A 21,651-nucleotide genomic window follows, 5' to 3' on the forward strand; every position below is an offset into this window, starting at 1 on the left:
AAGACGATGTGGCGTTGCGCTGTTACCCACCTTGAGCCAAGGGTTCGTTCCAGAATTAACCATCGTGATGGTCCCACTAAAGACCTCACTTGGTGCGACGTAGTTTGGCACGGTGATGGTGCCACAGGTTGCGCCGTTTTGATATACCGTTACGTAGAACTCCGCACTTCCTGTCTGCGCAAATGGGTTCTGACACACTACCTTACGACGGAAGTCTGCCTGGTATGGCCCCGCACTCACCCATGAAGAACTCGTTGCTCCATTTGACCAAATAGTCGAGAGAGTGGCACCAGTACTTGGATTCAAATCATAATAACTACAACTTGATGCATCAGTTGATGTGTATCCAAAATTTACCGTTCCGTTGTAAGGGATTGCCGTAGAAGCTCCGGGTGACCACGTCACCACGGGGACGCCATAAATCTGAATTGAGTATGAACTCCATCCTGATACTGGCCCACCATTGGTCTCTGTACGCGCCTTAAAGGTCTTCGCACCTGATCCCGCCCAATTATTCTGTGCACTTAATTGTGTGCCTGAAGTTGTTGTGCCTGTTGGAGGGAGATACTGATCAGTCGTACCATTATTATCCCAATCAATTGCATACACGATACCATCACCTGATGGATTCGTTGCCTGGAAAGTGAAGGAATAACTTGTGCTTACCTGACCCTGTACCGGACCACCGATGGTTGGTGGATTTGGGTTGGGTTTCGTTTCTGAACACGATGCATTCGTTCCTCCATTTGCACCATTACAAGTCCATGTCCACTGGAGTGGACCGCTAACATTACTGACTGAAGTACCTGCTGCACAGGTGTAATGTGTTGGCCCGGCACTACATGCGCCATTGAGGGGAGCAACCGTAACAGTCGTATTTGTATTAGCAGTCGTTCCTCCAGGGCCCGTACATGTCAACGTAAAGACCGTTGTACTTGTAAGCGCACCTGTTCCCACACTTGTGCCGCTTAAAGTCGTCTGCCAATTTGGCGTTGCTCCTTTTTGAATATTACAGCTTGACGCATTTGCAGATGACCATGTAATTGCCGAAGAAGCATTGTACGCGATACTTGTCGGCGACGCACTAATCGACACGCTTGGATTTACATAAACGGTCACCGAGTTATTACTATTTCCACCCGTACCAACGCAAGAAATGGCGAAGGTTGTGTTTGCAGTGAGTGCGCCGCTTGAGACACTCCCTGAGAGCCCTGATTGCCATGCGCTACCCGCCTTCGTTACTGAACAACTTGTCGCATCAGTTGATGACCAGGTGATCGTTGCGGAGCCATTATATGCAACAGGTGTTGCAGAGGTGCTGATTGTCGCAGTTGAAGCAGGAACGATAGTGACATTGTATGTTGTCCAACCTGATACGCGACCATCACTGGTCTCTGTGCGTGCCTTAAAGGTTTTCACGCCTGCCCCCGCCCAGCTATTTCCTTGACTAAACGTCCAGCCTGAAGCGCCGTATGCGGAAGACTGATCTGCGACACCATTATTGTCCCAATCGATTCCATAACGGACTGTTGAGCTCAGTGGGTCAGTGCCGGTAAAGGTGTAGGTGTAACTTGTAGAAATTGCCCCAGATGTAGGACCACCAATTGTCGGCGCAACTGGGTTTGGTTTTGTCTCAGAACACAAACCCGAGTTAGTGCCATTATTTGAACCATTACAATTCCAGGTCCATGTTGTTGTATTGCTGAGATTATTCACCGACGTTCCAGGAGAACAGTTATAGTGCGTTGCACTACAAACACCATTCACCTTTGCAATCTGACAGGTTGGACTATTTGTACCATTATTTGCCCCAGCGCAATACCAATTGTTGTAAGATGCATCGTCGGCGGTATCGACAAGCGTACCTGTTGTGCACCCATTGATACTACTTAAGTTACATGCACCATTTGTCTTTGGATACGAACAGTTCACGCTATTTGCGCCACCATTTGAACCCGCACAGTACCAGATGTTGTTATTTGCATCATCGGCAAGATCGGTCCATGATCCGGCAGAACAACCATTGATGGCAGTGTTGTTACATGCGCCATTTACAGGTGTCGGAACAGTCACATTATATGTACTCCAACCCGAACTACGTCCATCGCTCGCGAGCGTATATGCCTTAAATGTCTTTGCACCAGCACTAGACCAACTATTGTTTTGTGTAAATATCCAGTTTGATGTGCTATATGCAGATGATTGATCAACAACACTGTTGTTGTCCCAGTCGATCTGATAGCTCACTGTACTGCCCAATGGATCTGCCGCCTGGAATGTATATGGATAACTCGTGCTGATGATTGGCGATGTCTGACCACCTATAGTAGGAACTGCGGGTAGTGGCTTCGTCTCTGAACAAGCAGGACTACTTCCCCCACAACCACCCGTACAGCTCCAATTCCATGTAAGTGTGTTGCTTACGTTACTTGCTGATGTACCCGCAGAGCATCCATAATGCGTTGCGCTGCAAGCACCATTAAGTGCTGCAACCGAACATGATCCGTAGGCATATGTTCCCGACCATGCACCGTTTGACTGACAGCTTTGCACCTGACTCGTACAAGAAGATCCGCAGGCAACTGATGATGCTTGATACATCGTGCGCGTCGATGCTGCCGGGGCAGAAGAAAGTGTGTATGACCCACTCCAAGCGCCACTCGTCTGACAATACTGTGTCTCGCTATAATAGCTATAGGTTCCACAGGCAGAAGTTGCTGCAGCATACATCGTACGCGAAGATGCTGCAGGAGCTGAAGCAAGTGTATATGAACCAGAAAGAGTCCCTGCATTACAGGTGCGTGTTTGACTTACTGGTGCTGATCCACAAGCATAGGAGCCACTTGCGTATGCAGTGACCGACTGTCCACTTGCAATAGTTCCTCCCCACGGAAGATTACATGCGGGTTTCGTCTCACTACAGGATGCATTCGAGCCACCTCCAGTACCATTACAATTCCAAGTCCACGCAGCAGCTCCATCAACATTATTTGCTGACGTTCCTGCAGCACAAGCATAATGAGAAGCCGAACATACTCCATTTACTGCAAGAACTTCAGAACACGAAGCTAGACCATATGCATGCGAACAATCCCAATAATACGCCGAGCCGCTATAATATTGAGAACTCGCGCCTCCCCAAGAGCAGCCATAGTGCGTAGGACTACAAGAGGACGCACCACAACACGTACCACAATCAGGATAAGGGGTACAGTTATACCAACCCGTATCATCACCTATACAATCACAATCATAATAAGCTTCAGCACTGCTGAAGGAAAGTGAGACGCCTTTATTCTCATTATTAACGTTAAGTGATGGCGCAAAGAATAACACCGCCATGACGAAGAATAAGGCTAGCACGGGAAAGATTTTTCTCCACAACATAATTATCCATATTATACACTAAATATCTTGCATTTTTAAATCGCACGTGAAGTAAACCCACCGCATAACACGCGCGAAGCAAAAAACTCCACGTATGGAGTTTTCATTTGCATTAGAGCTGCGTTGCGGCGAGTGCTGAGTTTATGCGTGGTATCAACGTATTTTTCTGCAGTGCAATCGCCGTGAGTAATTTTGTCACATCATGGTCATGTGCAAAAAAGAGCGCATCGGAGCCATTATCCTCCCAATAACCGAGCGCACGGAGCATGCGGATGGCCATATAGAGTTCAAAATAATAACAGTCTTCTCGCGATTCAAGTGTTTCGAGGCGTGTGAGCTCAGTGATGAGCTCTTCGTAAAGTTCAGCATGTGGCTCTTCTCCATGAATAAGCCGCATAAGCATGCTTGAAAGTGCCGCGAGCACCTTACGGCGATGGGGATGGCGAAAGAGTACACTCTGCGTGCTAATCGTGCGCGCACTGGTTAGTCTCCAACCATGTTTTCCGCGTACAAGATCGAGATGTGCATGAGCAAAACGCTGCAGAACGAAACGCAGACGAGACTTCCCGAGACGTAGACTCTTGGCAATCACCATCACGAGACCGAGTTCTTTTGTATATACAAAAAGAAGCGCATCCCCTTCTCCTGTGGGCTTTGACTGCAATACAATTCCCTCAACATGATAAATACGATACGCCATGAATGCTTCTATTTTCCCTGAAAAAACTCTGTGCCGCAAGATTACACAAGAGCGTAAACGTGTTTATCTATAACAAAAACGCCATTGCTGGCGTTTTTGTTACATTTTTTCGAGTGCAAATTCAAGCTTTCCCTCAAGTAGCGCTACCGACTGCGTCGTTTCGCCTTCCTTGATGTCGAGGATGGTCGCCTCAACCGAGAGCATTTCCTGCATGTCGAGCGCAAAAGCCATTGCCTCCTCATTACCTGCGATAAGCAATCGTGCTGCCTCACCAGGATTGAACCCTGAGCGCTTGCGCTCTTCCTGAATCGCGCGAAGCACGTCACGCATCACTCCCTCGCGCTTAAGCTCTGGAGTCAAAACAAGATCAAGCTCTACAGCATCAGCGAGAAGGGCTGCGTCATGTGAAACAGTCTTTACATTAAGCTCATCGGCAATGATTGCAGTAAGAGCGGCGTCCGCAACGAGTGCTTTGTTACCCACATAAAGTGCGGCGAGTGGCTGACGCACCTTGATGCCGTTCTTTGCACGCTGCTCAAGTGCAAGTGTTACCGTCTTACGCACCGCCTCCATCGTATCGAGCACAGTGTGTAGAGCAACACCAGGCACTGGCCACTGCTCAAGATGCACACTTTCAAGCTTCTTCTCCACAGGAAGACGCTGATAGAGATCCTCGGCAAGGAATGGAGTGAACGGTGCAAGCAAACGCGAGAGTTGGAATAATATCCAGCCAAGCGTCATCTCTGCAAATGCCCTATCTTCTCCCTCTCCCTTCAAGCGATCGCGTGAGCGGCGAAGCCACCATGTCGAAAGATCATCAATCAGTGGCAAGACTTGCTTTGCTGCACGATCAAGCTCGTTGGTCTCAAGGAAGTGTGTGGCCTCGTTATGCGTCTCATTCCATCGTGCAATGATCCAACGATCAAGTGCATGAGTCGACTTCGGCTGCTCACGGAGCACCGCCTGTCCCGTAGCATACATCTCATAGAACGAGCGTACATTATCAAGACGTAATGTGAGTTTCTTTGTGATCTCATCAACACCAAGTGTTGAAAATTTCAGATCCTCGCCGCGCATCGCAGGCGACGCAACCATATAGAAGCGTAGTGCATCAGCACCATACTTCCCTACGACTTCCATAGGGTCTGGATAATTACGTAGCTTCTTGCTCATCTTTTCACCGTTCTCAGCAAGGACAAGACCGTTTACAATCACATTTCGAAATGGCGACTTTCCAAAGAGTCCAATTCCAAGAAGCAGCATAGAATAGAACCATCCTCTTGTCTGGTCAAGACCCTCGGCGATGAAATGCGCCGGGAAATTATGCAAGAACATCTTTCCTGCATCATCATTCTCATTACCACTAAAGTAGTGCTGCGCAAATGGCATTGAGCCAGACTCAAACCAGCAGTCGAACACTTCGGGAATACGCCTCATCTTGCCTCCACAGGCACAGCTGAAGACCACATCATCAATGTGCGGTCGATGGAGATCAAGCGCGTAGTCAGCATTATGCGGAAGTGGAGCAAACTTCATCTTATGCACCTCAGCATTAAGGACATAATCATCGTTTGCATTTTTACGCAATCGTATCGTCTCCGCCTCATCTGCGCCACGCGCTACTGCATCAAGCATCCATACACCATACTCGTGTGTAACAAAAAGAATGTTCTTCCCTTCATACACTGCGTCGGTCGCATAAAATGCCTCTCCAAAGCGACGCTTCATATCACGCAATGATTCACCATTCGGCGCTGCACGCGCAAACTTTTCCTCAACTGACGGGAACATCGCGCGATACTCATCGACACTGTGACCATTGAGGTCACCTGCATCTACCTCGTGCAGTCGTGCATCATAAATGATTTGATCTCGAGGAATACCAACCATATCTGCCGCAATCTCTGCCGTCTCCTTCGTACGCTGCATCGGTGAAGCGATAATGATATCGATCTTCATCTTCTGTAACTTTTCACCAGCACTCTTCACTTGCTCTATCCCCTTCTTCGTCAGTGGATTAACGTCATCTTCGCGACAGGAAATGATATCCTGCACATTTGACTCTGCCTCACCATGGCGAATTGCGAAATAGTGGTTCTTCGGAGGCTGCGCATCACGCAGCTCATCAATATGACCAATGACACGAATAGCATCACAGTCCTTACATTTCCATACAGGAATTGCTGCACCCCAATAGCGGCTGCGCGAAATCGCCCAATCGCGTGCTCCCTCAAGCCAATTATGGAAACGGCCGTGGCCTACAGCATCTGGCACCCAATTGATTTCCTTATTTGCTTCAACAGCCTTCTCTTTAATCTCGCCCACATTCACAAACCATGAAGATGCCGCGTAATTGATGAGTGGCCAATCGCAGCGCCAACAATACGGATAGCTGTGAGTCATATTCTCCTTGCTGAAGAAGAGATTTGCATCTTGAAGGAACTTGATGACAGCGATGTCGGTGCTGAGTCGTACGCGGTCATCATCGCTCTTTGGTTTCACTGACATTCCCGCAAAACCAGTCACTTCATCCTTAATCGTTCCATCCATGCGCACATGCTGAATGAACGGGAGTTGTTCCCGCTTCCCGAGCTGCATATCATCATCACCAAATGCTGGCGCAATATGCACTATCCCTGTACCCGTATCACTTGCAACGAAATCTGCACCATAGACATGCCAACCACGCTCGCGGTTTATGAGCTCAGCGTCATTAGCATAATCCATAAATGGAGGAATATATGCGATTCCAACGAGCTCTTTACCTGATACTTCTCCGGTCACGACAGCGCTTGGAGCAATACGAGGCAATGTATCCTTCTGTGCAATATATGTTGTCGCATCTCCAGGAAGCGTAAATCGCACATAAGCAAGATCCACATTGACCGCGAGTGCAACATTTCCCGGCAACGTCCAAGGAGTCGTTGTCCATGCAAGAAGTGCAACATCAGGATTATCACGCAACGGAAATTTAAGCGTGACTGAGATATCCTTTACATCCTTATACCCGCCCGCAACCTCTGAGGCAGCGAGTGTCGTCTCACAACGAGGACAAATGTGCATAGACTTGTAGCCCTCATAAATGAGCTTCTTGTCATAGAGTGTTTTGAAGGCCCACCATACACTTGCCATATAGCCAGTATCCATCGTCTTGTAGGCATGATCCATGTCTACCCAACGACCAACACGTGGTACGATTTCCTTCCATTCTTTGTCATACATCAGCACCGATGCTTCTGCTTTCGCATTAAAGGCACCGATACCATATTCCTCGATCTGTCGCTTATGCTCGAGGCCAAGTTCTTGTTCAATGAGATTCTCCACCGGAAGTCCGTGGCAGTCCCAACCCCACACACGGCGCACATAGCGTCCACGCATCGTCTGAAAACGAGGAATGACATCCTTGATGGTACCCGCAAGAATATGCCCATAGTGGGGCAAGCCGGTGGCAAATGGTGGCCCATCGAAAAACACGAACGGCTCATTGTGCGCAGTAGCTTCGAGTGACTTCTTAAAAATACGCTCTTTCGTCCAAAAATCTCCGATACGCACCTCGCGCTCGGCTAATGTTTCCTTTGAAAGATCGTGTGGCTGCTTTGAATCCATAGTGTTCTTATAGTATAGGAAAATGACCATTTATCAAGAATGTGGTGTTGTGCAATGTGTGGACTAGCGGAGCCCTAAATCATTTGTTAGTATTATCCTCATGGAAGTACCATCAGCAAACACGGAGAATACCACGAATGAAGCACAAGGGAGCTTCATGGGTCCGATCTGGAAAATCACACTCATGACAATGCTCGGCACCGCATGCATCGGTTATGCAATAAACCTTTTTGCACTTGAAAAGCGACATGAGGAAAATATGCAGGAGGTTGCAAAAGTCGAATTCCGTACACAGCAATATGCAGCGTACCGAGACATTTACAAGACCGAAGGCAAGGCCGCTGCGGACGCCACACTAAAAAACAACTAATATGGCACGCAAAGAAATCATTCAGTTGAGTGGAACGCACATCCTCATCGCAATGGCCGTCATTGGTAATCTCCTTGTTGGCGCCTTTCTCTATCGCTATCACTCTTTTGCACTCTTCCGCCTTGAGGATAGAGACCTTGCAACTTTCACAAAAGCGCAGCGCGCAGAACGCGATGTCAAAGAAGAGATTCGCGAACTTGAGCATGCCAAATCATGGAACGAGACAGCCTACGCACTCAAGAATCCTTGGAGTGCGGACGAAAAACTCTAAAACAAAAAACGAGCCTTCGGCTCGTTTTTGTTTTGTTTACATCTTGCTTGGCACAGCGATGCCGAGCAATGTAAGCCCGCGCTCTATCACGATGCTTGTCGCTTTGGCAATTGCGAGATTATAGCCAATCGCAGGATTCTCAGTATCGAGAATCTTGGTATTACCGTACCAGCCATTGAATGCCTGTGCGGTCTCAAGCAGATAGGTCGCGATATGATGTGGTGCCCATTCATTTATTGAAAGCTGCACTACCTCAGGGAAACGCGTGAGCATTTTCTCAATCTGGGTGACCTCGGTAGTCGGGACTACACACTCTCCCCGCTTGCAGGCCACATACCCTTCAGCTGCAGCCTTCGTGAGCACAGAACGTGCGCGCACAACGGTATATTGCAGATACGGACCAGAATCACCCTCAAACGAAAGAGAAGTGTCGGGATCAAAGTTGATATTTTTTCCTGCTGCGGCACGCAAAATTGCGAACTTTATCGCTCCTATTGCGACGCGATCAATATCCTCATCAATAAGCTGCGGCGCACGTTCACGTACTTCTTCTGCGAGTGTATCGATGATATCCGCTGCTAGTGGTACGCCACCAAGACGCGAAGACATCTTCTGTCCCTTGAATGTCATGCGACCATGCGTACGATGTATGGAAAGCTTTTCCCAGAGTGGATTTATCCTTTTCGCTGCCGCGAGGACAACATCGAAGTGTGAAGCCTGTTCGTGATCGGTGATAAAAAGTGAGAGATCAGGATTATATCGATCAAATTTGAGCGAGAGCAAGCCGAGGTCTTTTGCTTCGTACGTTGGTCGTCCCTCCTTGTTCACAAACACACGCGTATGGAGGCCATCCTGTTCACCCTCATAGATGATTGCTCCTTCACTCTTTGCAAACACATCTCCAATATGTGTAGCAACAAGCTGCTCCCCCACCTTTCCCGCCTCACTCTCAAAAATATACGCATCGAAATGTGAACCGAGGCGCTTCGTAGTCTCTACAAAGTAGTCAAGATTAATAGTCTTACACTCCTCGAAGATATCAAGTATGTTTCCTGGTATGCGCTCGAAGAGTGTCTTCGAGATCTCGAGCACCTCAGCTTTCACCACATCACTCTCTTCATAAAGCTGCGTCCCCTTCGCATAGCAAGCACCTAAGTATGCAAGTTTATCTTGCTCCGTCTTGCACGCACGCAGTTTTTCAATACCATCTTGAGCTACAACATACACCGCTTTTGCAATACCAAGCGAGACGTCGGATGGAAAAGAAATAGAAGTCACCTTGCCTGCCCCCGAAAATTCTGCAAGTCGTTTGATCGACTCACCTACGGCATTGTTCATCAAGTGGCCGATGTGAAACGGTTTGAATAAGTTTGGACTTGAATGCTCAACGAGAATTTTCTTACCGTCCCACGAATCCTCTTTTCCATAGATTTCACCTTCCTCCACAATGCGCTCCACCTCACCACGAAATACCTCATCTTCGATCGTGAAATTAATAAAACCAGGACCAGCAATTGCAATAGTCTTTACTCCTTTGATGGCACGGGAGGTAAGCGCCACGACAAGCTCCTCGGCAAGCGTACGAGGATTCTTCCCTACACTCTTTGCGACGACCATAGCGGCATTTGTCGCAAAATCACCATGTGATGCAACAGTCGGATGCTCCAATCCAAAAGCAACCTCAGGCAGGCCAATAGCAATAAGCGTAGCGCTAATTTCGCGCCTCAGGAATTCGCTGAACATATGTGATTACTATATATGCTTTGCCTTAAACCCGCAACAAAAGAAAACGCGCCCGAAGGCGCGAATATTTGCTAGTGTTTTGCAAGAATACGACGAACGATGTCCTCAGCTTCCTTGCAGACGATCTCGAGAGGCTTCGTTGCATCGATACGATACATCTTACCAGGAACCTCCTCGGCGAAAAACTGCTCGTAGCCCTTGCGCACACGTTCATACCACTCAAGAGGCTCAGTATCGAAGCGTGATGCAGCTTCATTGCGTGCAAGCGCACGTGCACGGCCGACCTCTGCGGGCACATCGAAATAGATGTAGGCATCAGGACGCGCATAGCGCGTAATGATACTGGTGATTCCCGAGAAGTATGCAACCGCATCTTCATGCTCGTACGGAACTTGAATTGCAAACGAAGAACCGTCGAAGCGATCAGTGATGACATGAAATCCCTCAGCACGCTTCGGTGCGATGAACTTCGCAACATGCTCTGCCCTATCAGCGCAAAAGAGCAAAAACTGCGTGTGCCAATGATACTCGCCTGTGCTCTTGCGAAAAATAAATTCGCGCATGGCTTTATCATCAGGTTCCCTAGTGTAGACCACAGGCAGATCGGAAAGTACACGTGCGAGATGCTCACGCACCGTCGACTTACCACTCCCTTCGATACCTTCAAGCGCGATCATCATTCCATACATAGCTACTCCTTTTATTGTGAATAATCTTACTCAAAATTATCACGAGGGGGACCCCTGTCAATTTACGCAATAGCAATTTTGGGTTCAAATACAGGTAACAAAAAACCCGCTCAGAATATGGGCGGATTTCATATACTATGCATTGAGCAAGCGCTCGAGCTGCGCGTATAATTCCTCCTTGGAGCCACTATTGTCGATGATTACCGCAGACCTTGCCTTGAGTCCATCAATGAGCAGCTCCGACTCAAGCTTGTGATCATTCACGAATTGTTCCATGGTCTTTTCTACATCATCTGACTTTTCGCCACGAAGTTTCATACGTGCAAAACGTGTCTCCATTGGTGCATCGATATAGATGAGGCGAAACCCAGGCTGTCGCTCAAGAAAGGTCACATCATCAGGACGACGGACGCCATCAACGATGATGAGTGGGGCCGTAGATTTTTCTACCTGCGTCGCAAGGGCGCGCGCAAGTGTATCTTCCCCAAAGCCCTCACGGAGTACGCGCGAAAGACGTGAAAGATGTTCACGGTCATTAGGAAGTCCAAGAATTTCTACAATAGAAAAGAGTGAGCTTGAGAAGCGGAACAGTGTCGCATTGTGGCGCTCCTTGAAATATTCCGCGATGGTACCTTTTCCTGCGGCAATAGGACCAGTGATACCGATGATTTGTTTTGCCATATAGAAGAGTATAGCATATGGGAGCTCAAGCCTAAATAAACGGTTATTCTACATTTTGCCCGTTGAGCGCGCTGGCACGAGTCACAAAGTATTCTGCTCCGCACTGCTCGCAGAATACCAAGTGCTCGTCGCCACACCTCGCTGGTCCTCAATATAAAAACACTCTTCGGAAAGAGTGTTTTTATATTTGCGGGCCGAGCTCCGGTTTACAGCAAGGGCGGATGCATACGCATCCGCCACTTGTGACATTTTGATATGTTGTTGAGTTTGAGCCGCGATGGATTACATCTCGCACTTTACACCCATAGACCTTGCTGTACCAGCAACAATCTTCATTGCTGCCTCGAGGTTAGCTGCATTAAGATCAGGCATCTTCTTCTTTGCGATCTCCTCAACCTGTGACTTCGTGAGGGTACCTGCATTCTGTGAGCCTGGCTTGTTTGAAGCCTTCTCCTTGCCGAGTGCCTTAAGGATAAGACGTGACATTGGAGAAACCTTGGTGATGAAATCGTAGGTGCGATCATCGTAAACGGTGATCACTACAGGAACGATATCGCCTACCATGTCCTTTGTTGCATCGTTGAACTTCTTGACGAAGTCACCGATGTTTACACCTGCCTGACCAAGTGCTGGTCCAACTGGTGGTGCTGGTGTTGCCTTACCTCCTGGGATCTGCAACTTCACCAACTTTACTACTTTCTTTGCCATAATATATAAACTTAAGTTTATTGCCCAGCGAAGCGAGAGAAGAAAATGGCGTTACTTCGCATATTTTCTTCCGAGCGAGCGCAGACAACAAGTAATTACTTATTCTTGAGCCATAGAAGCTTGGGATGTAATCAGTGTTGCAACACTGCCTCCCTAATACTCTTGAATACTGTGCATACTACAGCATTTTCCGGAAAAATCAACCCTGCCTTGGATTTCGCATTTACCCTACCCACACCATGAAACCGCGAGAATTTTTGCTCGCAACAGCCTCGCTGGAGCTTGACGCGGTACGATGGTACCGCGAGAGCGAAGCGTGAGGCTGGTCCGAGCAAAAAGGCCGCGGCTGTAAGGTCGCGAAACCCGTGGAATTGTTTTTTCCATCAAAAAACCCTAGCAGGGCTAGAGCTTTTTGATCTGGAAAAAATCCAATTCCACGGGAGTTTCGCGACCGAACATGGAAACATTGACTTTGACTCGAGCTTTCTCACGATCTATCTCTGAGATACGTCCTTCCATATCCTTGAATGGACCATCCATGACCATGACCGTCTCTCCGACTTCAACATCCATGACCGCACGTGCTTCTCCGTCCTTGCCGATGTAGCCGAGGAAGTGTGCAACCTCCTTTGGAGTAAGCGGCACTGGAATAACACCTGCACCGACGAATCCAGTAACGCGTGGCGTATTACGCACGACGTACCATGACTCAGGGTCATACTTCATGTCGACGAGCACATAACCTGGATAGATCTGCTCCTCGACTTCGACACGCTTGGTACCCTTCATCTTTACGGTCTTTTGCTTTGGGACAACGACATCAAAGATCTTTGTACCCATACCGAGTGACTCGATACGCTGCTTCAAGTTACGCACCACCGCATTCTCATATCCTGAGTAGGTGTGAATTGCGTACCACTGACGGCCACGAGCTGCAGTCGCAGCAAAGGTATCATCCTTCGCAACTTCTGATGGGATTTCCTCATGACGAATTTCTTCTTGATCCATAGTGATGTGTTATTTTTTAACCGTGCATTGAAGCACGAAGTACTAGGCTGAATTCTAAGACTGAAGATTTTGGATGAAATTTTCAGATATTCAGCCTTTATTAGGTGCTCAGATTTGAGATGCAATTGCCACTGATGGAGATGTGCGAACTCTAGCGAGCCGTACTCGGAGTACGGTGAGCGAGTCGCGCATCGAAGCAGTGGTAAGTGCGCTCAAATATGAGTGCCCTAGCGGATACCGATAAACGCAGCAAGTGCTTTACCAAATCCGTTGTCGAGAGCTCCCAGTGCAATACCGACAACAACAGAGATACCGATGACAAGCATCGTGTGATTGACTACAGTCTCACGTGTTGGCCATGAGATGTGTACCATCTCTGCACGTGCCTCCTTTAAGTAGGTGATGAATGACGACATAATATTTTGAAGTAGTTCCGTCTGTGGTTCTTATTAAAAACCGCCCACAGGCGAATTACGCTATTAATATACTCCTTTTCCGGACCCAAGTCAATAAGCCATAAAATATATAAAAATGCCCCATTGGGGCATTTAAAAGCTAGGGAAAAAGCAGGAACTGCATGAGCGAAGAGAGCTCAGGCCAGAGATTCATGATCTCCTTTCTGGCGTCCGCCGGCGACTCACTTGCATGGATGACGTTGCGCACCTGACGCAATTCTTCATCGGCAATTTTCATGGAGTCAGTCGATAGTGCGCGAATGGTGCCCGGCTCCGCAAACGCGGGATCGGTGGCACCAACAATCTTGCGCAGGGTTGCATTGGCCTGCTCGCCCGAAAGGATGAATGCATGCACCTTACCCATGGTCATGTTCTCGCGTATCACCGCAAGAATCTCCTTCCCGAGCTCAGTCGGGGTCTTTGAGACTCCTCCGCGCTTGGAAAGGATATCATGACGCTTCGCGCCAAGCCGCTGGCACCAATGATCACTCTTGTCATAGTGACGAGCGGCCTGCAGTGGGGAAATTGAGAACTCCGCCTCCATGATGATGGAAAGCTTTCCATCCGCGACGAGCATTTCTCGGATCTGATCCCGAAGGCCCATCTCCATACCATCGGGCTTGATGAGCGCGAACGCAAACTCATTACCGGACATACCGTCCTCCATAAAATGGCACACGCCATGATTATCTGAAGAAAAACTAACACGCGCAGTACAAAAAGAAAAGAGCCCCGATGTTTGGGGCTCTTTGAAGAACTTATGCGGCAAAAGGCTTTGGCGTGTGCATCGACTTACGTCGCTGCTGTGTGTAAACGAGAGAAGCGTCGAGACGCTCCCCATCGAGGATCACTGTTCTCCGTCCAGTGACGAAGAAGCGGCGCGATGGAATGACGCCAGGAATCACTTTCCGCATCTTTTCGATGACTTCCGAATGTTCCACGGGAGTATTCCACATGCCGTACACCTGCATCTGCAGGGCCTTATCTTTGTGCTTGAAGAGGCCGGCGAATTCCCCCGTCGCTTCAAGCACGATGAATGCGACGGTAGCTGGTGACTTAGGATTCTTGGGATAAGCCCGCACTCCGAGAATGAGTCTCCCCTTCTCGGATACAATATGCGTCTGAGCCAGACACCCCCGCTTCTGCTTCGCGAGCAGATAGCTGACAAGGTTGAGGTCAGAGAGCTGGTGGTTCGGGATGATGACGATCTCCCGTTCCTTGCGCATTGCACGGGCAGCAGGGTCCCCCTGCACCATAGTCACCCCCGGAGGAAATGACTGCTCGGCATAGCCGAGTGTGGCTTCGCCACCTGGTTTTTCCGAAGAAAGTGATTGTGGTTGACTCATGCATACCTCCATACTTTCGAACATTGATGAGAAAGGACAGGTGGCGTACTCTATGTACGTAGGAGTATTATAGCACAAATATATAGTTTGTAAAGGTGTTTGCGGATATAACAAAACGGAGGCTTAAAACCTCCGTTTTCTGTTATTTTCCACCACTAATTTCGTATGTGATAGTTACATTTGAGTGATACTGATTCTGCCCCGTTGGAAGCACTGGAGCAGGAGATACATCAGCAGCCATTGCCTTTGAATATTCCATTCCCCCGCGACCAAAATATGGAATCGCATTGTTCTCATTGAAGTTTGCAATGCGCACCAACTTTACGTTAAGTTGACCAGCAAGCTTTTCTGCCTTCTCCTTTGCTTGAGCAATCGCCTTTGCGCGTGCCTCAGCCTGAACCTTGTCCGTATTCTCTACCTTGAAGTTTAACTGACCAACATCGGTTGCACCATTCTTCGTAACAATATCAAGGATATTTGCTGCATTATCGAAGTTTTTGCTTCCGCGCATTGTAAGCTCAATACGCTGCGAAACCATATATCCACGAAGCTTCTGTGTTCCCGGAACACATGGCTGTGCATATCCCGGCGCTGCGAGTGGGCACACCTGCTGCACATAATCATACTGTGGCTGAAGATCATACGAAAGTGTCTTTATATCATCCTTCGAGAGACCTGCTGCAGTCAACGCATCGACAAGCTTCTGCATTGTACTGTTCACAAACTCACTTGCGAGCTTCTGCTCTTTAGCCTCTTTGCTTACACTAAATGAAAGCGTTACGACATCTGCGGTTGCATATGCGTCACCTTCACCATTAACCGTTACCGTAGCAATCTGCTTATCTTTTGCAGATTCATCCCCCATGCCTTTAATAGCTGAAATACCTACAGCACCCATCAAAAAGATACCTGCAACAAGAGCTGCGGTGCCGACGCGCACAAGAAGCGTTGATTGTGTTTCTGAAATCATAAATATAGTGATTAATTACATTAAGTATAACATGACCCCCTGCAAGTTGTGACAAAAAACAATAAAACACGATTACTCGTGTTTTATTTCCAGAACTTTTTGACTAATTCATTAAATGCCGCCCCACGAGCAAACTCATGAAGGAATTTCTCAAAAGAGGAACCTCCAGGAGAAAATGCGATAATTGCCTTCTCCCCCTTCGCTAGCCCCAATGTCAATTCCCACGCCTTGCGCACACATTCCTCAAGTGTCTTATATTGGACTGGATCCACCTTGAGGTATTTCGCCTTTTTGAGTGCAGCAATGAGCTTCGTCGTCCCTGTTCCTTCGAGAAACACAATTTGCTCCTTTGGAAGCGTGCTGCGCAGTGCACGTGCGAGGTCGTCATAATGAAGCTGCTTATCAGTTCCCCCAGTAATCAGGATGAGTTTTTCCTTCGGCATCTTCCCGAAACGAGTGAGCACGGCAGCAACCCCATCAGGGCTTGTTGCGCAACTATCGTTTATGACGGTAATATGCTTATCAGCATATACTTCTTCCTGACGCATCACTGGATTCTTGAGTGCGAGAATATCTTTTTCGCTCACATTTATTTCGGGTGCAAAGAGTTTTACCGCAAGCAGTGCGGCAAGAAGATTCTGCAAGCTGTGTGGTCCCCGCTCTCTAAGAAATCGATCGACGCGCACTAACTTTTGCTCGATCCCTGCTGCTCGAAACACGGCATAACCGTCACGAACAAATAATCCATTCTTTCGCGCCGGCAACTCTTTGCGACTCGTAAAGAAAATCATACCTTGCGGTTTCATCTTGAGGAAAAATGATGTCCATTTATCCTCCGCATTAAGCACTAGGAAATCTCCACTAGTTTGATTTGCGAATATTCCGCCTTTCGCAGTGGCGTATTGTTCGATTCCTCCATAACGATTCAAGTGATCAGGGTAGATATTCGTAATCACTGAGACGTGTGGTGCACGCTTTGCCCCCGGCAGGAACTCAAGTTGCCACGAAGAGAGCTCAGCGACGACGGGAATATCTTTTCCTTTGATGCGTACGATCTCTTTCAGCAATGCATTCTCTGGAGTATTACCTGAAGGGCGTGTCTGTGGCCATTTCTTCGCGAGTAAATTCGCGATCCATAACGTCGTCGTCGTCTTTCCGCGGGTCCCCGTGACCGCAACAACAGGCTGCACGGCCGTATCGAAGAAAAGTGTCACGTCATTCACGATACGCTTCCCCGCCTTTCTTGCGATTGCGAGAAATGGTGACTCACGAGGTACGCCAGGATTTGCAACAACGATGTCGTGTGCAGCAAAATCCTTTTCATCATGTTTCCCTAGCACATAACGAACCTTTACATCCTTGAGTGCATCGATACTTGGTTTAAGTACCTTGCGCGTACGCATGTCTGTTGCGGTCACCTTTGCTCCTTTACTTGCGAGCCATTTTGTCGTAGCAACACCTCCGCCATGAAGCCCAAGCCCCATCACGAGCGCCTTCTTGCCTTTCAAATTTTCCTTTTCCATGGGGTCATCATAGCATATTTGGATTGTTTTAAAAAAGCACACCATCGTGCGCTTTTACCAGAGACTTGCCCCTGGAGAATATATTTTCCAAGTATTCACTCTCGTCGTATCTACTAGTTGCGGCTGTGAACTTGCCACAAATCCTGGCTCGTTAATCAATCTATCAATAAATGCATACTCGATACCATTGGATATATAAATATAACAACTTATACTACCAACTTTATCCGCTGTAGGCTCAGACGGTATTGCACTAATATAAATTGGTGCCAAACCAGGGATTACATTATTCGCGGAAAACGAACCCCAGAGCGCACATTCTGAACGCGTCAGACCTCCTGTGCTTGGGTAAGACCCATTCGCGTCATAATACATATCGAGAGCCAACTTCACCTCACGAAAATCAGAAACACGTTTTGCGAGCCTTGCTTTCACACGCGCAGCGCCAATGGTCGCAAGTATGACACTTGAAAGCAACACCATTGTCGCAATGACAACAAGTAGCTCAACAAGGCTAAATCCGCGCTCATATTTCATGTACCTATTATACACGAGGAATTGGCACGCTCGACTGAAATATCAAAAAAACTATAATAAATGTTACTAGAGTCCAAACAACGTCTGTAGAGCAATAAAATAAACGCCCAAGGGCGTTATATTTTAATCAAGATGTTCACGCAAAGCTTTCAAGATACTCGCGGATTCATTCGTCTGCACTACGAGTATGCGTGCGGATGAATTATCAGCAGAAATATCAAGGAACGCTGCCTCGCCAGGAGTACCAACGAGCTGCGCATTCAATGCAGGGTTAAGCGCAAGGCCGAACGCTGAAAGACTTTCGATGATGCGATTGCGCACCACAGGTGCCCCTTCTCCAATAGCAGCAGTAAAGACGAGTGCATCGAGTCCACCAAGGACTGCGATATAACTCCCTACGGTCTTCACGACTTGATACACAAAGAGATCAAGTGCGAGCTTTGCCTTTTCGTCACCCTCCCCCGAGAGCCTGATGATATCGCGCATATCACTACTTACTCCAGAGAGTCCGAGAAGTCCAGATTCTTTATTGCAAAGCGTCTCGATCTCCGCACGAGTCTTCCCTGCCGAAAGTAGTGCAAAGATAATGCTTGGGTCAATAGTCCCACTACGCGTCCCCATCATCAAGCCCTCAAGCGGAGTAAAGCCCATCGATGTATCAATGGTCTTTCCGTCACGAAGTGCGGTAATGCTTGCGCCGCTGCCGAGATGAAGCACGATCGTGCGCGTAATTGCAACCTCAGATGCATGTTCATTCAGTCTATCCCATATTGAGGCGACGGAGTGTCCGTGGTATCCATAACGTGCAAAACCAAATTCATCAACCACTTTTGCAGAGAGGCCATAACTCTTCGCCACGTTAGGCATCGTGTGATGGAATGCACTATCGGACGCTGAGATCAGTCTTGTATTCGGAAGTGCAGCGCGAATGAGTGCGAGCTCGAGCCGTGCAGGATGTATATGGAGCGGCGCAAGATATTCCTGTGCCTCAAATTTCTCCATAAATTCATCATCCACGACACGATGCTCTGCGAAATAATCTCCAGGGGCAACTGTGCGCACTGCAATCGCACCAATCGTGGCGATACCACGGGCAGTACAATCAGCAATCACACGATCAATCGCATGCTGAAACTCCTCGGAAGTGATCATCACTTCGATTCGTCCTCCATCAGTCACTGCGAGCTTGAACTCCTGTCCAACTTTTTCAAAATGCCAAACAATGAGTTTTTCATTGCCCTTATAGAGTGCGTATTTCTTGGAAGAACTTCCGATATTTACAATTATTTGTTCCATGTCCATGCGTCAATTTCATCAGGATCCATTCCGTGTTCAATAATATACGAGCGGTGTGCTTTGAGCTTCTCCTCATACTTTGCAACAATTCCCATTCCAAAGTCTCGTGCTATCCAGTCACGCTCCATGAGGGTTGTGAAGATATCAATTACGAGATGGTAACGACTTGTCTTGTTGCGCACATGCATATCAAATGGAGTAGTCGTTGAACCACTCTCAGAGTAGCCGTGCACATGGAAACGGTTCGGGTTTGACTCATGAGGATTATCAAACAAGATTGCTTTCACCGCCTCGGTATAACCGTGGAAATTGAAAATGACTGGCTTATCCACCGTGAAGAAATCATGGAAGTGTGGGCGTGGTGGCACACAATCAGTTCCTCCGATTCCATTCAATGCCGAGAACTCGAGCACATTCACGAAACGCGTGCGCAATGTTGGATACTCGTCCTTTGCAAGCGAGATAGCAGCTAGTGCCTCCTTCACCATGTAACTACCTGAAGCAGCCATCACGATTTCTGGATTTTCATCACTTGCGAATTGCCACGTACTGATTCCGTGTTTCAGCTCCTCCTTCGCTTCCGCATCAGTAAGCCATAGTGGTTCGTCGGTCTTTCCTGCTGCAATCACGTTGATCGAATTCTTTGATTCCAAGCAGTGCTGCATTACGAGTGCTGCAGAGTTTGCATCTGCGGGGAAATAAACGTGCACAAAATCTCCGTGACGAGAAAGCATATCCGAGATGAATCCTGGATTCTGGTGTGAGAAGCCATTATGATCTTGGCGCCAACTTGATGACGTGAGGATATAGTTCGCAGAAGGACAATCGCCTCTCCATGGAAGCTCAAGACAGATACGAAGATACTTCGCGTACTGATCCACCATGCTCGTAATCACCTGAACGAATGCTTCATATGAAGCGAGTACACCATGGCGACCGGTCAAAATATAACCCTGCATCATTCCCTGCATCGTATGCTCAGAGAGCATTTCATAGACATGTCCACCAGGAGCTAAGTCCTTATCCCATGGCTTTCGAGGCCAATTGAATGAACGAGTCGTTGCCTTAAATACTGCATCGAGCTTATTCGAGTAGGTCTCATCTGGAGAAAAGAGTGAAATATTGCCTTGCTCCTTATTGGCCTTCATGACCTCTGCAAGATAGATACCTACTTGCTTCATCGAGCTTGCTACATCGATACCACGCTTATCCGTCGTCTTGAGCGCGACTTCAGGAAGTGTGAGCTTGAGCAATTCACGAGTTGCAGTACATGCATGCTTGGTGCTTCCCATGCGCAAGTGCTCATTTGGCACAAGCGACATGATCTCATCGGTAAACTTCCCATCAACAAAGAGCTCATGGAAGTTATATGAGCGCATCCACGCCTCCACTGCCGCGCGCTGCTCGGGATCGGTGCGCGCCTCGAGTCCAACAACTTGGTGCGAGAGACAATTATCCTCATACTTCTCACCCTGCAATTCCTTGATACCTGACCAGCCCTTTGGTGTACGCATCACAATCATTGGAAATCGCGGTGCAACCACCTCAACACCAGAGCGTGCTGCCTCTTGGATCATGCGAATTTCTTCGTATGCCTGGTCAAGCGCACGGATCATCTGTGCATCAACGTCGCCCTTATATTCATCAACGATCATCGGAGCATAGCCATAGCCATGGAAGAGATCCATCAATTCCTCATCGCTCATACGTCCGAAGAATGTGGGACCTGAGATCTTGTAGCCATTTAAGTGGAGCACAGGGAGCACGGCACCATCCTTCTTTGGGCTAATGAGTTTATTTGCATGCCAAGCAGTCGCGAGCGGACCTGTCTCAGCTTCACCGTCTCCAACAAGACAAGTAACGATCAGTTCGGGATTATCGAGCACCGCACCATATGATGATGCGAGTGAATAACCAAGTTCCCCACCCTCAAGAATCACTCCGGGAGTCTCAGGACTTGAGTGGCTCGGGAAGCCATATGGCCAACTAAACTTACGAGCAATCTCTGCGATGCCTGCTTCGTCACGAAGAATTGTTGGATGAAACTGTGTAAGCGAGCCCTCGAGAAAAACATTCGCCTGAAGTCCAGGAAAACCGTGTCCTGGTCCAAGGACGAACATCATGTCGACATTCTTCTCAATAATCAGACGATTAAGGTGCGCATAAAGGAAATTTATTCCTGGAACGCTTCCCCAGTGACCAAGCAATCGTGGCTTGATATGTTCTTCGCGAAGCGGCTCCGTGAGCATATAATTTCCGCGTAAATAAATCTGAATGGCAGAGAGATAATTCGCGGCGCGAACATATTTCTGCAAACGAGCAATGGTGTCATTTTCAGTCATGCGCCTATTTTATCACAGA

18 protein-coding genes are annotated in these 21,651 nt (G+C 48.0%); 2 read left to right on the forward strand and 16 right to left on the reverse strand.

The window, feature by feature from the left end; all coding sequences use genetic code 11:
- The 3 genes from VJ579_01300 to VJ579_01310 form a co-directional block, all read right to left on the reverse strand.
- Positions 1-3,363: hypothetical protein (locus tag VJ579_01300; protein ID HXK37685.1), on the reverse strand; the 3,363-nt coding region annotated here is incomplete at its 3' end.
- Between the two features lie 136 nt (positions 3,364-3,499).
- Positions 3,500-4,087: a DNA repair protein RecO gene (gene recO / locus VJ579_01305; GenBank protein ID HXK37686.1), complete on the reverse strand. Its 588-nt coding sequence runs from the start codon at positions 4,085-4,087 to the stop codon at positions 3,500-3,502.
- Between the two features lie 99 nt (positions 4,088-4,186).
- Entirely contained in the window at positions 4,187-7,693 is a 3,507-nt protein-coding gene (locus tag VJ579_01310) for a class I tRNA ligase family protein (protein HXK37687.1), read from the reverse strand.
- A gap of 100 nt (positions 7,694-7,793) precedes the next feature.
- Between VJ579_01310 and VJ579_01315 the strand changes: the two genes are divergently transcribed.
- Positions 7,794-8,063: a hypothetical protein gene (locus VJ579_01315; protein HXK37688.1), complete on the forward strand. Its 270-nt coding sequence runs from the start codon at positions 7,794-7,796 to the stop codon at positions 8,061-8,063.
- A 1-nt stretch (position 8,064) separates the two neighbouring features.
- Positions 8,065-8,334: a hypothetical protein gene (locus tag VJ579_01320; protein HXK37689.1), complete on the forward strand. Its 270-nt coding sequence runs from the start codon at positions 8,065-8,067 to the stop codon at positions 8,332-8,334.
- A 36-nt stretch (positions 8,335-8,370) separates the two neighbouring features.
- On the opposite strand, the gene argS is transcribed toward VJ579_01320, so the two are convergent.
- The 13 genes from argS to VJ579_01385 form a co-directional block, all read right to left on the reverse strand.
- Positions 8,371-10,077 carry an arginine--tRNA ligase gene (gene argS, locus VJ579_01325; protein HXK37690.1) on the reverse strand — a complete coding sequence of 569 codons (1,707 nt, stop codon included), beginning with the start codon at positions 10,075-10,077 and terminating at the stop codon, positions 8,371-8,373.
- Between the two features lie 71 nt (positions 10,078-10,148).
- On the reverse strand, positions 10,149-10,766 hold the full coding sequence (gene tmk / locus VJ579_01330) for a dTMP kinase (protein HXK37691.1): 618 nt from the start codon (positions 10,764-10,766) through the stop codon (positions 10,149-10,151).
- Positions 10,767-10,901: 135 nt separating this feature from the next.
- Positions 10,902-11,447: an AAA family ATPase gene (locus tag VJ579_01335; GenBank protein HXK37692.1), complete on the reverse strand. Its 546-nt coding sequence runs from the start codon at positions 11,445-11,447 to the stop codon at positions 10,902-10,904.
- Between the two features lie 282 nt (positions 11,448-11,729).
- Positions 11,730-12,155 (reverse strand): 50S ribosomal protein L11, encoded by a 426-nt coding sequence (gene rplK / locus VJ579_01340; protein HXK37693.1) that lies wholly within the window; start codon positions 12,153-12,155, stop codon positions 11,730-11,732.
- Between the two features lie 402 nt (positions 12,156-12,557).
- Positions 12,558-13,163: a transcription termination/antitermination protein NusG gene (nusG, locus tag VJ579_01345; GenBank protein HXK37694.1), complete on the reverse strand. Its 606-nt coding sequence runs from the start codon at positions 13,161-13,163 to the stop codon at positions 12,558-12,560.
- 227 nt (positions 13,164-13,390) lie between these two features.
- Complete coding sequence (gene secE / locus VJ579_01350) at positions 13,391-13,579, reverse strand: preprotein translocase subunit SecE (protein ID HXK37695.1); 189 nt, start codon at positions 13,577-13,579, stop codon at positions 13,391-13,393.
- 139 nt (positions 13,580-13,718) lie between these two features.
- Positions 13,719-14,273 (reverse strand): nucleoside-diphosphate kinase, encoded by a 555-nt coding sequence (locus tag VJ579_01355; protein ID HXK37696.1) that lies wholly within the window; start codon positions 14,271-14,273, stop codon positions 13,719-13,721.
- 103 nt (positions 14,274-14,376) lie between these two features.
- Entirely contained in the window at positions 14,377-14,964 is a 588-nt protein-coding gene (locus tag VJ579_01360) for a hypothetical protein (GenBank protein ID HXK37697.1), read from the reverse strand.
- A 142-nt stretch (positions 14,965-15,106) separates the two neighbouring features.
- Entirely contained in the window at positions 15,107-15,934 is an 828-nt protein-coding gene (locus VJ579_01365) for an SIMPL domain-containing protein (protein ID HXK37698.1), read from the reverse strand.
- A gap of 83 nt (positions 15,935-16,017) precedes the next feature.
- Positions 16,018-17,457, reverse strand: a complete 1,440-nt coding sequence (gene murD / locus VJ579_01370; GenBank protein ID HXK37699.1) for a UDP-N-acetylmuramoyl-L-alanine--D-glutamate ligase — start codon at positions 17,455-17,457, stop codon at positions 16,018-16,020.
- Between the two features lie 54 nt (positions 17,458-17,511).
- The gene (locus VJ579_01375) at positions 17,512-17,994 is read right to left on the reverse strand and encodes a prepilin-type N-terminal cleavage/methylation domain-containing protein (GenBank protein ID HXK37700.1); all 483 of its coding nucleotides are present in this window, start codon (positions 17,992-17,994) and stop codon (positions 17,512-17,514) included.
- A 123-nt stretch (positions 17,995-18,117) separates the two neighbouring features.
- Positions 18,118-19,290 (reverse strand): acetate/propionate family kinase, encoded by a 1,173-nt coding sequence (locus VJ579_01380; protein HXK37701.1) that lies wholly within the window; start codon positions 19,288-19,290, stop codon positions 18,118-18,120.
- Entirely contained in the window at positions 19,278-21,632 is a 2,355-nt protein-coding gene (locus tag VJ579_01385) for a phosphoketolase family protein (protein ID HXK37702.1), read from the reverse strand. Before VJ579_01385 ends, VJ579_01380 begins: the two co-directional genes overlap by 13 nt.
- Between the last annotated feature and the right edge of the window lie 19 nt (positions 21,633-21,651).

It is taken from the genome of Candidatus Paceibacterota bacterium (genome assembly GCA_035583355.1).
GTDB lineage: Bacteria > Patescibacteriota > Minisyncoccia > Phycocordibacterales > UBA6899 > JAJZQJ01.

Bases quoted from the DNA above. Each gene is read 5' to 3' on its own strand.
- recO (HXK37686.1), bottom strand. From the start codon at position 4,087: ATGGCGTATCGTATTTATCATGTTGAGGGAATTGTATTGCAGTCAAAG.
- VJ579_01310 (HXK37687.1), bottom strand. From the start codon at position 7,693: ATGGATTCAAAGCAGCCACACGATCTTTCAAAGGAAACATTAGCCGAG.
- VJ579_01315 (HXK37688.1), top strand. From the start codon at position 7,794: ATGGAAGTACCATCAGCAAACACGGAGAATACCACGAATGAAGCACAA.
- VJ579_01320 (HXK37689.1), top strand. From the start codon at position 8,065: ATGGCACGCAAAGAAATCATTCAGTTGAGTGGAACGCACATCCTCATC.
- argS (HXK37690.1), bottom strand. From the start codon at position 10,077: ATGTTCAGCGAATTCCTGAGGCGCGAAATTAGCGCTACGCTTATTGCT.
- tmk (HXK37691.1), bottom strand. From the start codon at position 10,766: ATGTATGGAATGATGATCGCGCTTGAAGGTATCGAAGGGAGTGGTAAG.
- VJ579_01335 (HXK37692.1), bottom strand. From the start codon at position 11,447: ATGGCAAAACAAATCATCGGTATCACTGGTCCTATTGCCGCAGGAAAA.
- rplK (HXK37693.1), bottom strand. From the start codon at position 12,155: ATGGCAAAGAAAGTAGTAAAGTTGGTGAAGTTGCAGATCCCAGGAGGT.
- nusG (HXK37694.1), bottom strand. From the start codon at position 13,163: ATGGATCAAGAAGAAATTCGTCATGAGGAAATCCCATCAGAAGTTGCG.
- secE (HXK37695.1), bottom strand. From the start codon at position 13,579: ATGTCGTCATTCATCACCTACTTAAAGGAGGCACGTGCAGAGATGGTA.
- VJ579_01355 (HXK37696.1), bottom strand. From the start codon at position 14,273: ATGTCCGGTAATGAGTTTGCGTTCGCGCTCATCAAGCCCGATGGTATG.
- VJ579_01360 (HXK37697.1), bottom strand. From the start codon at position 14,964: ATGAGTCAACCACAATCACTTTCTTCGGAAAAACCAGGTGGCGAAGCC.
- VJ579_01365 (HXK37698.1), bottom strand. From the start codon at position 15,934: ATGATTTCAGAAACACAATCAACGCTTCTTGTGCGCGTCGGCACCGCA.
- murD (HXK37699.1), bottom strand. From the start codon at position 17,457: ATGGAAAAGGAAAATTTGAAAGGCAAGAAGGCGCTCGTGATGGGGCTT.
- VJ579_01375 (HXK37700.1), bottom strand. From the start codon at position 17,994: ATGAAATATGAGCGCGGATTTAGCCTTGTTGAGCTACTTGTTGTCATT.
- VJ579_01380 (HXK37701.1), bottom strand. From the start codon at position 19,290: ATGGAACAAATAATTGTAAATATCGGAAGTTCTTCCAAGAAATACGCA.
- VJ579_01385 (HXK37702.1), bottom strand. From the start codon at position 21,632: ATGACTGAAAATGACACCATTGCTCGTTTGCAGAAATATGTTCGCGCC.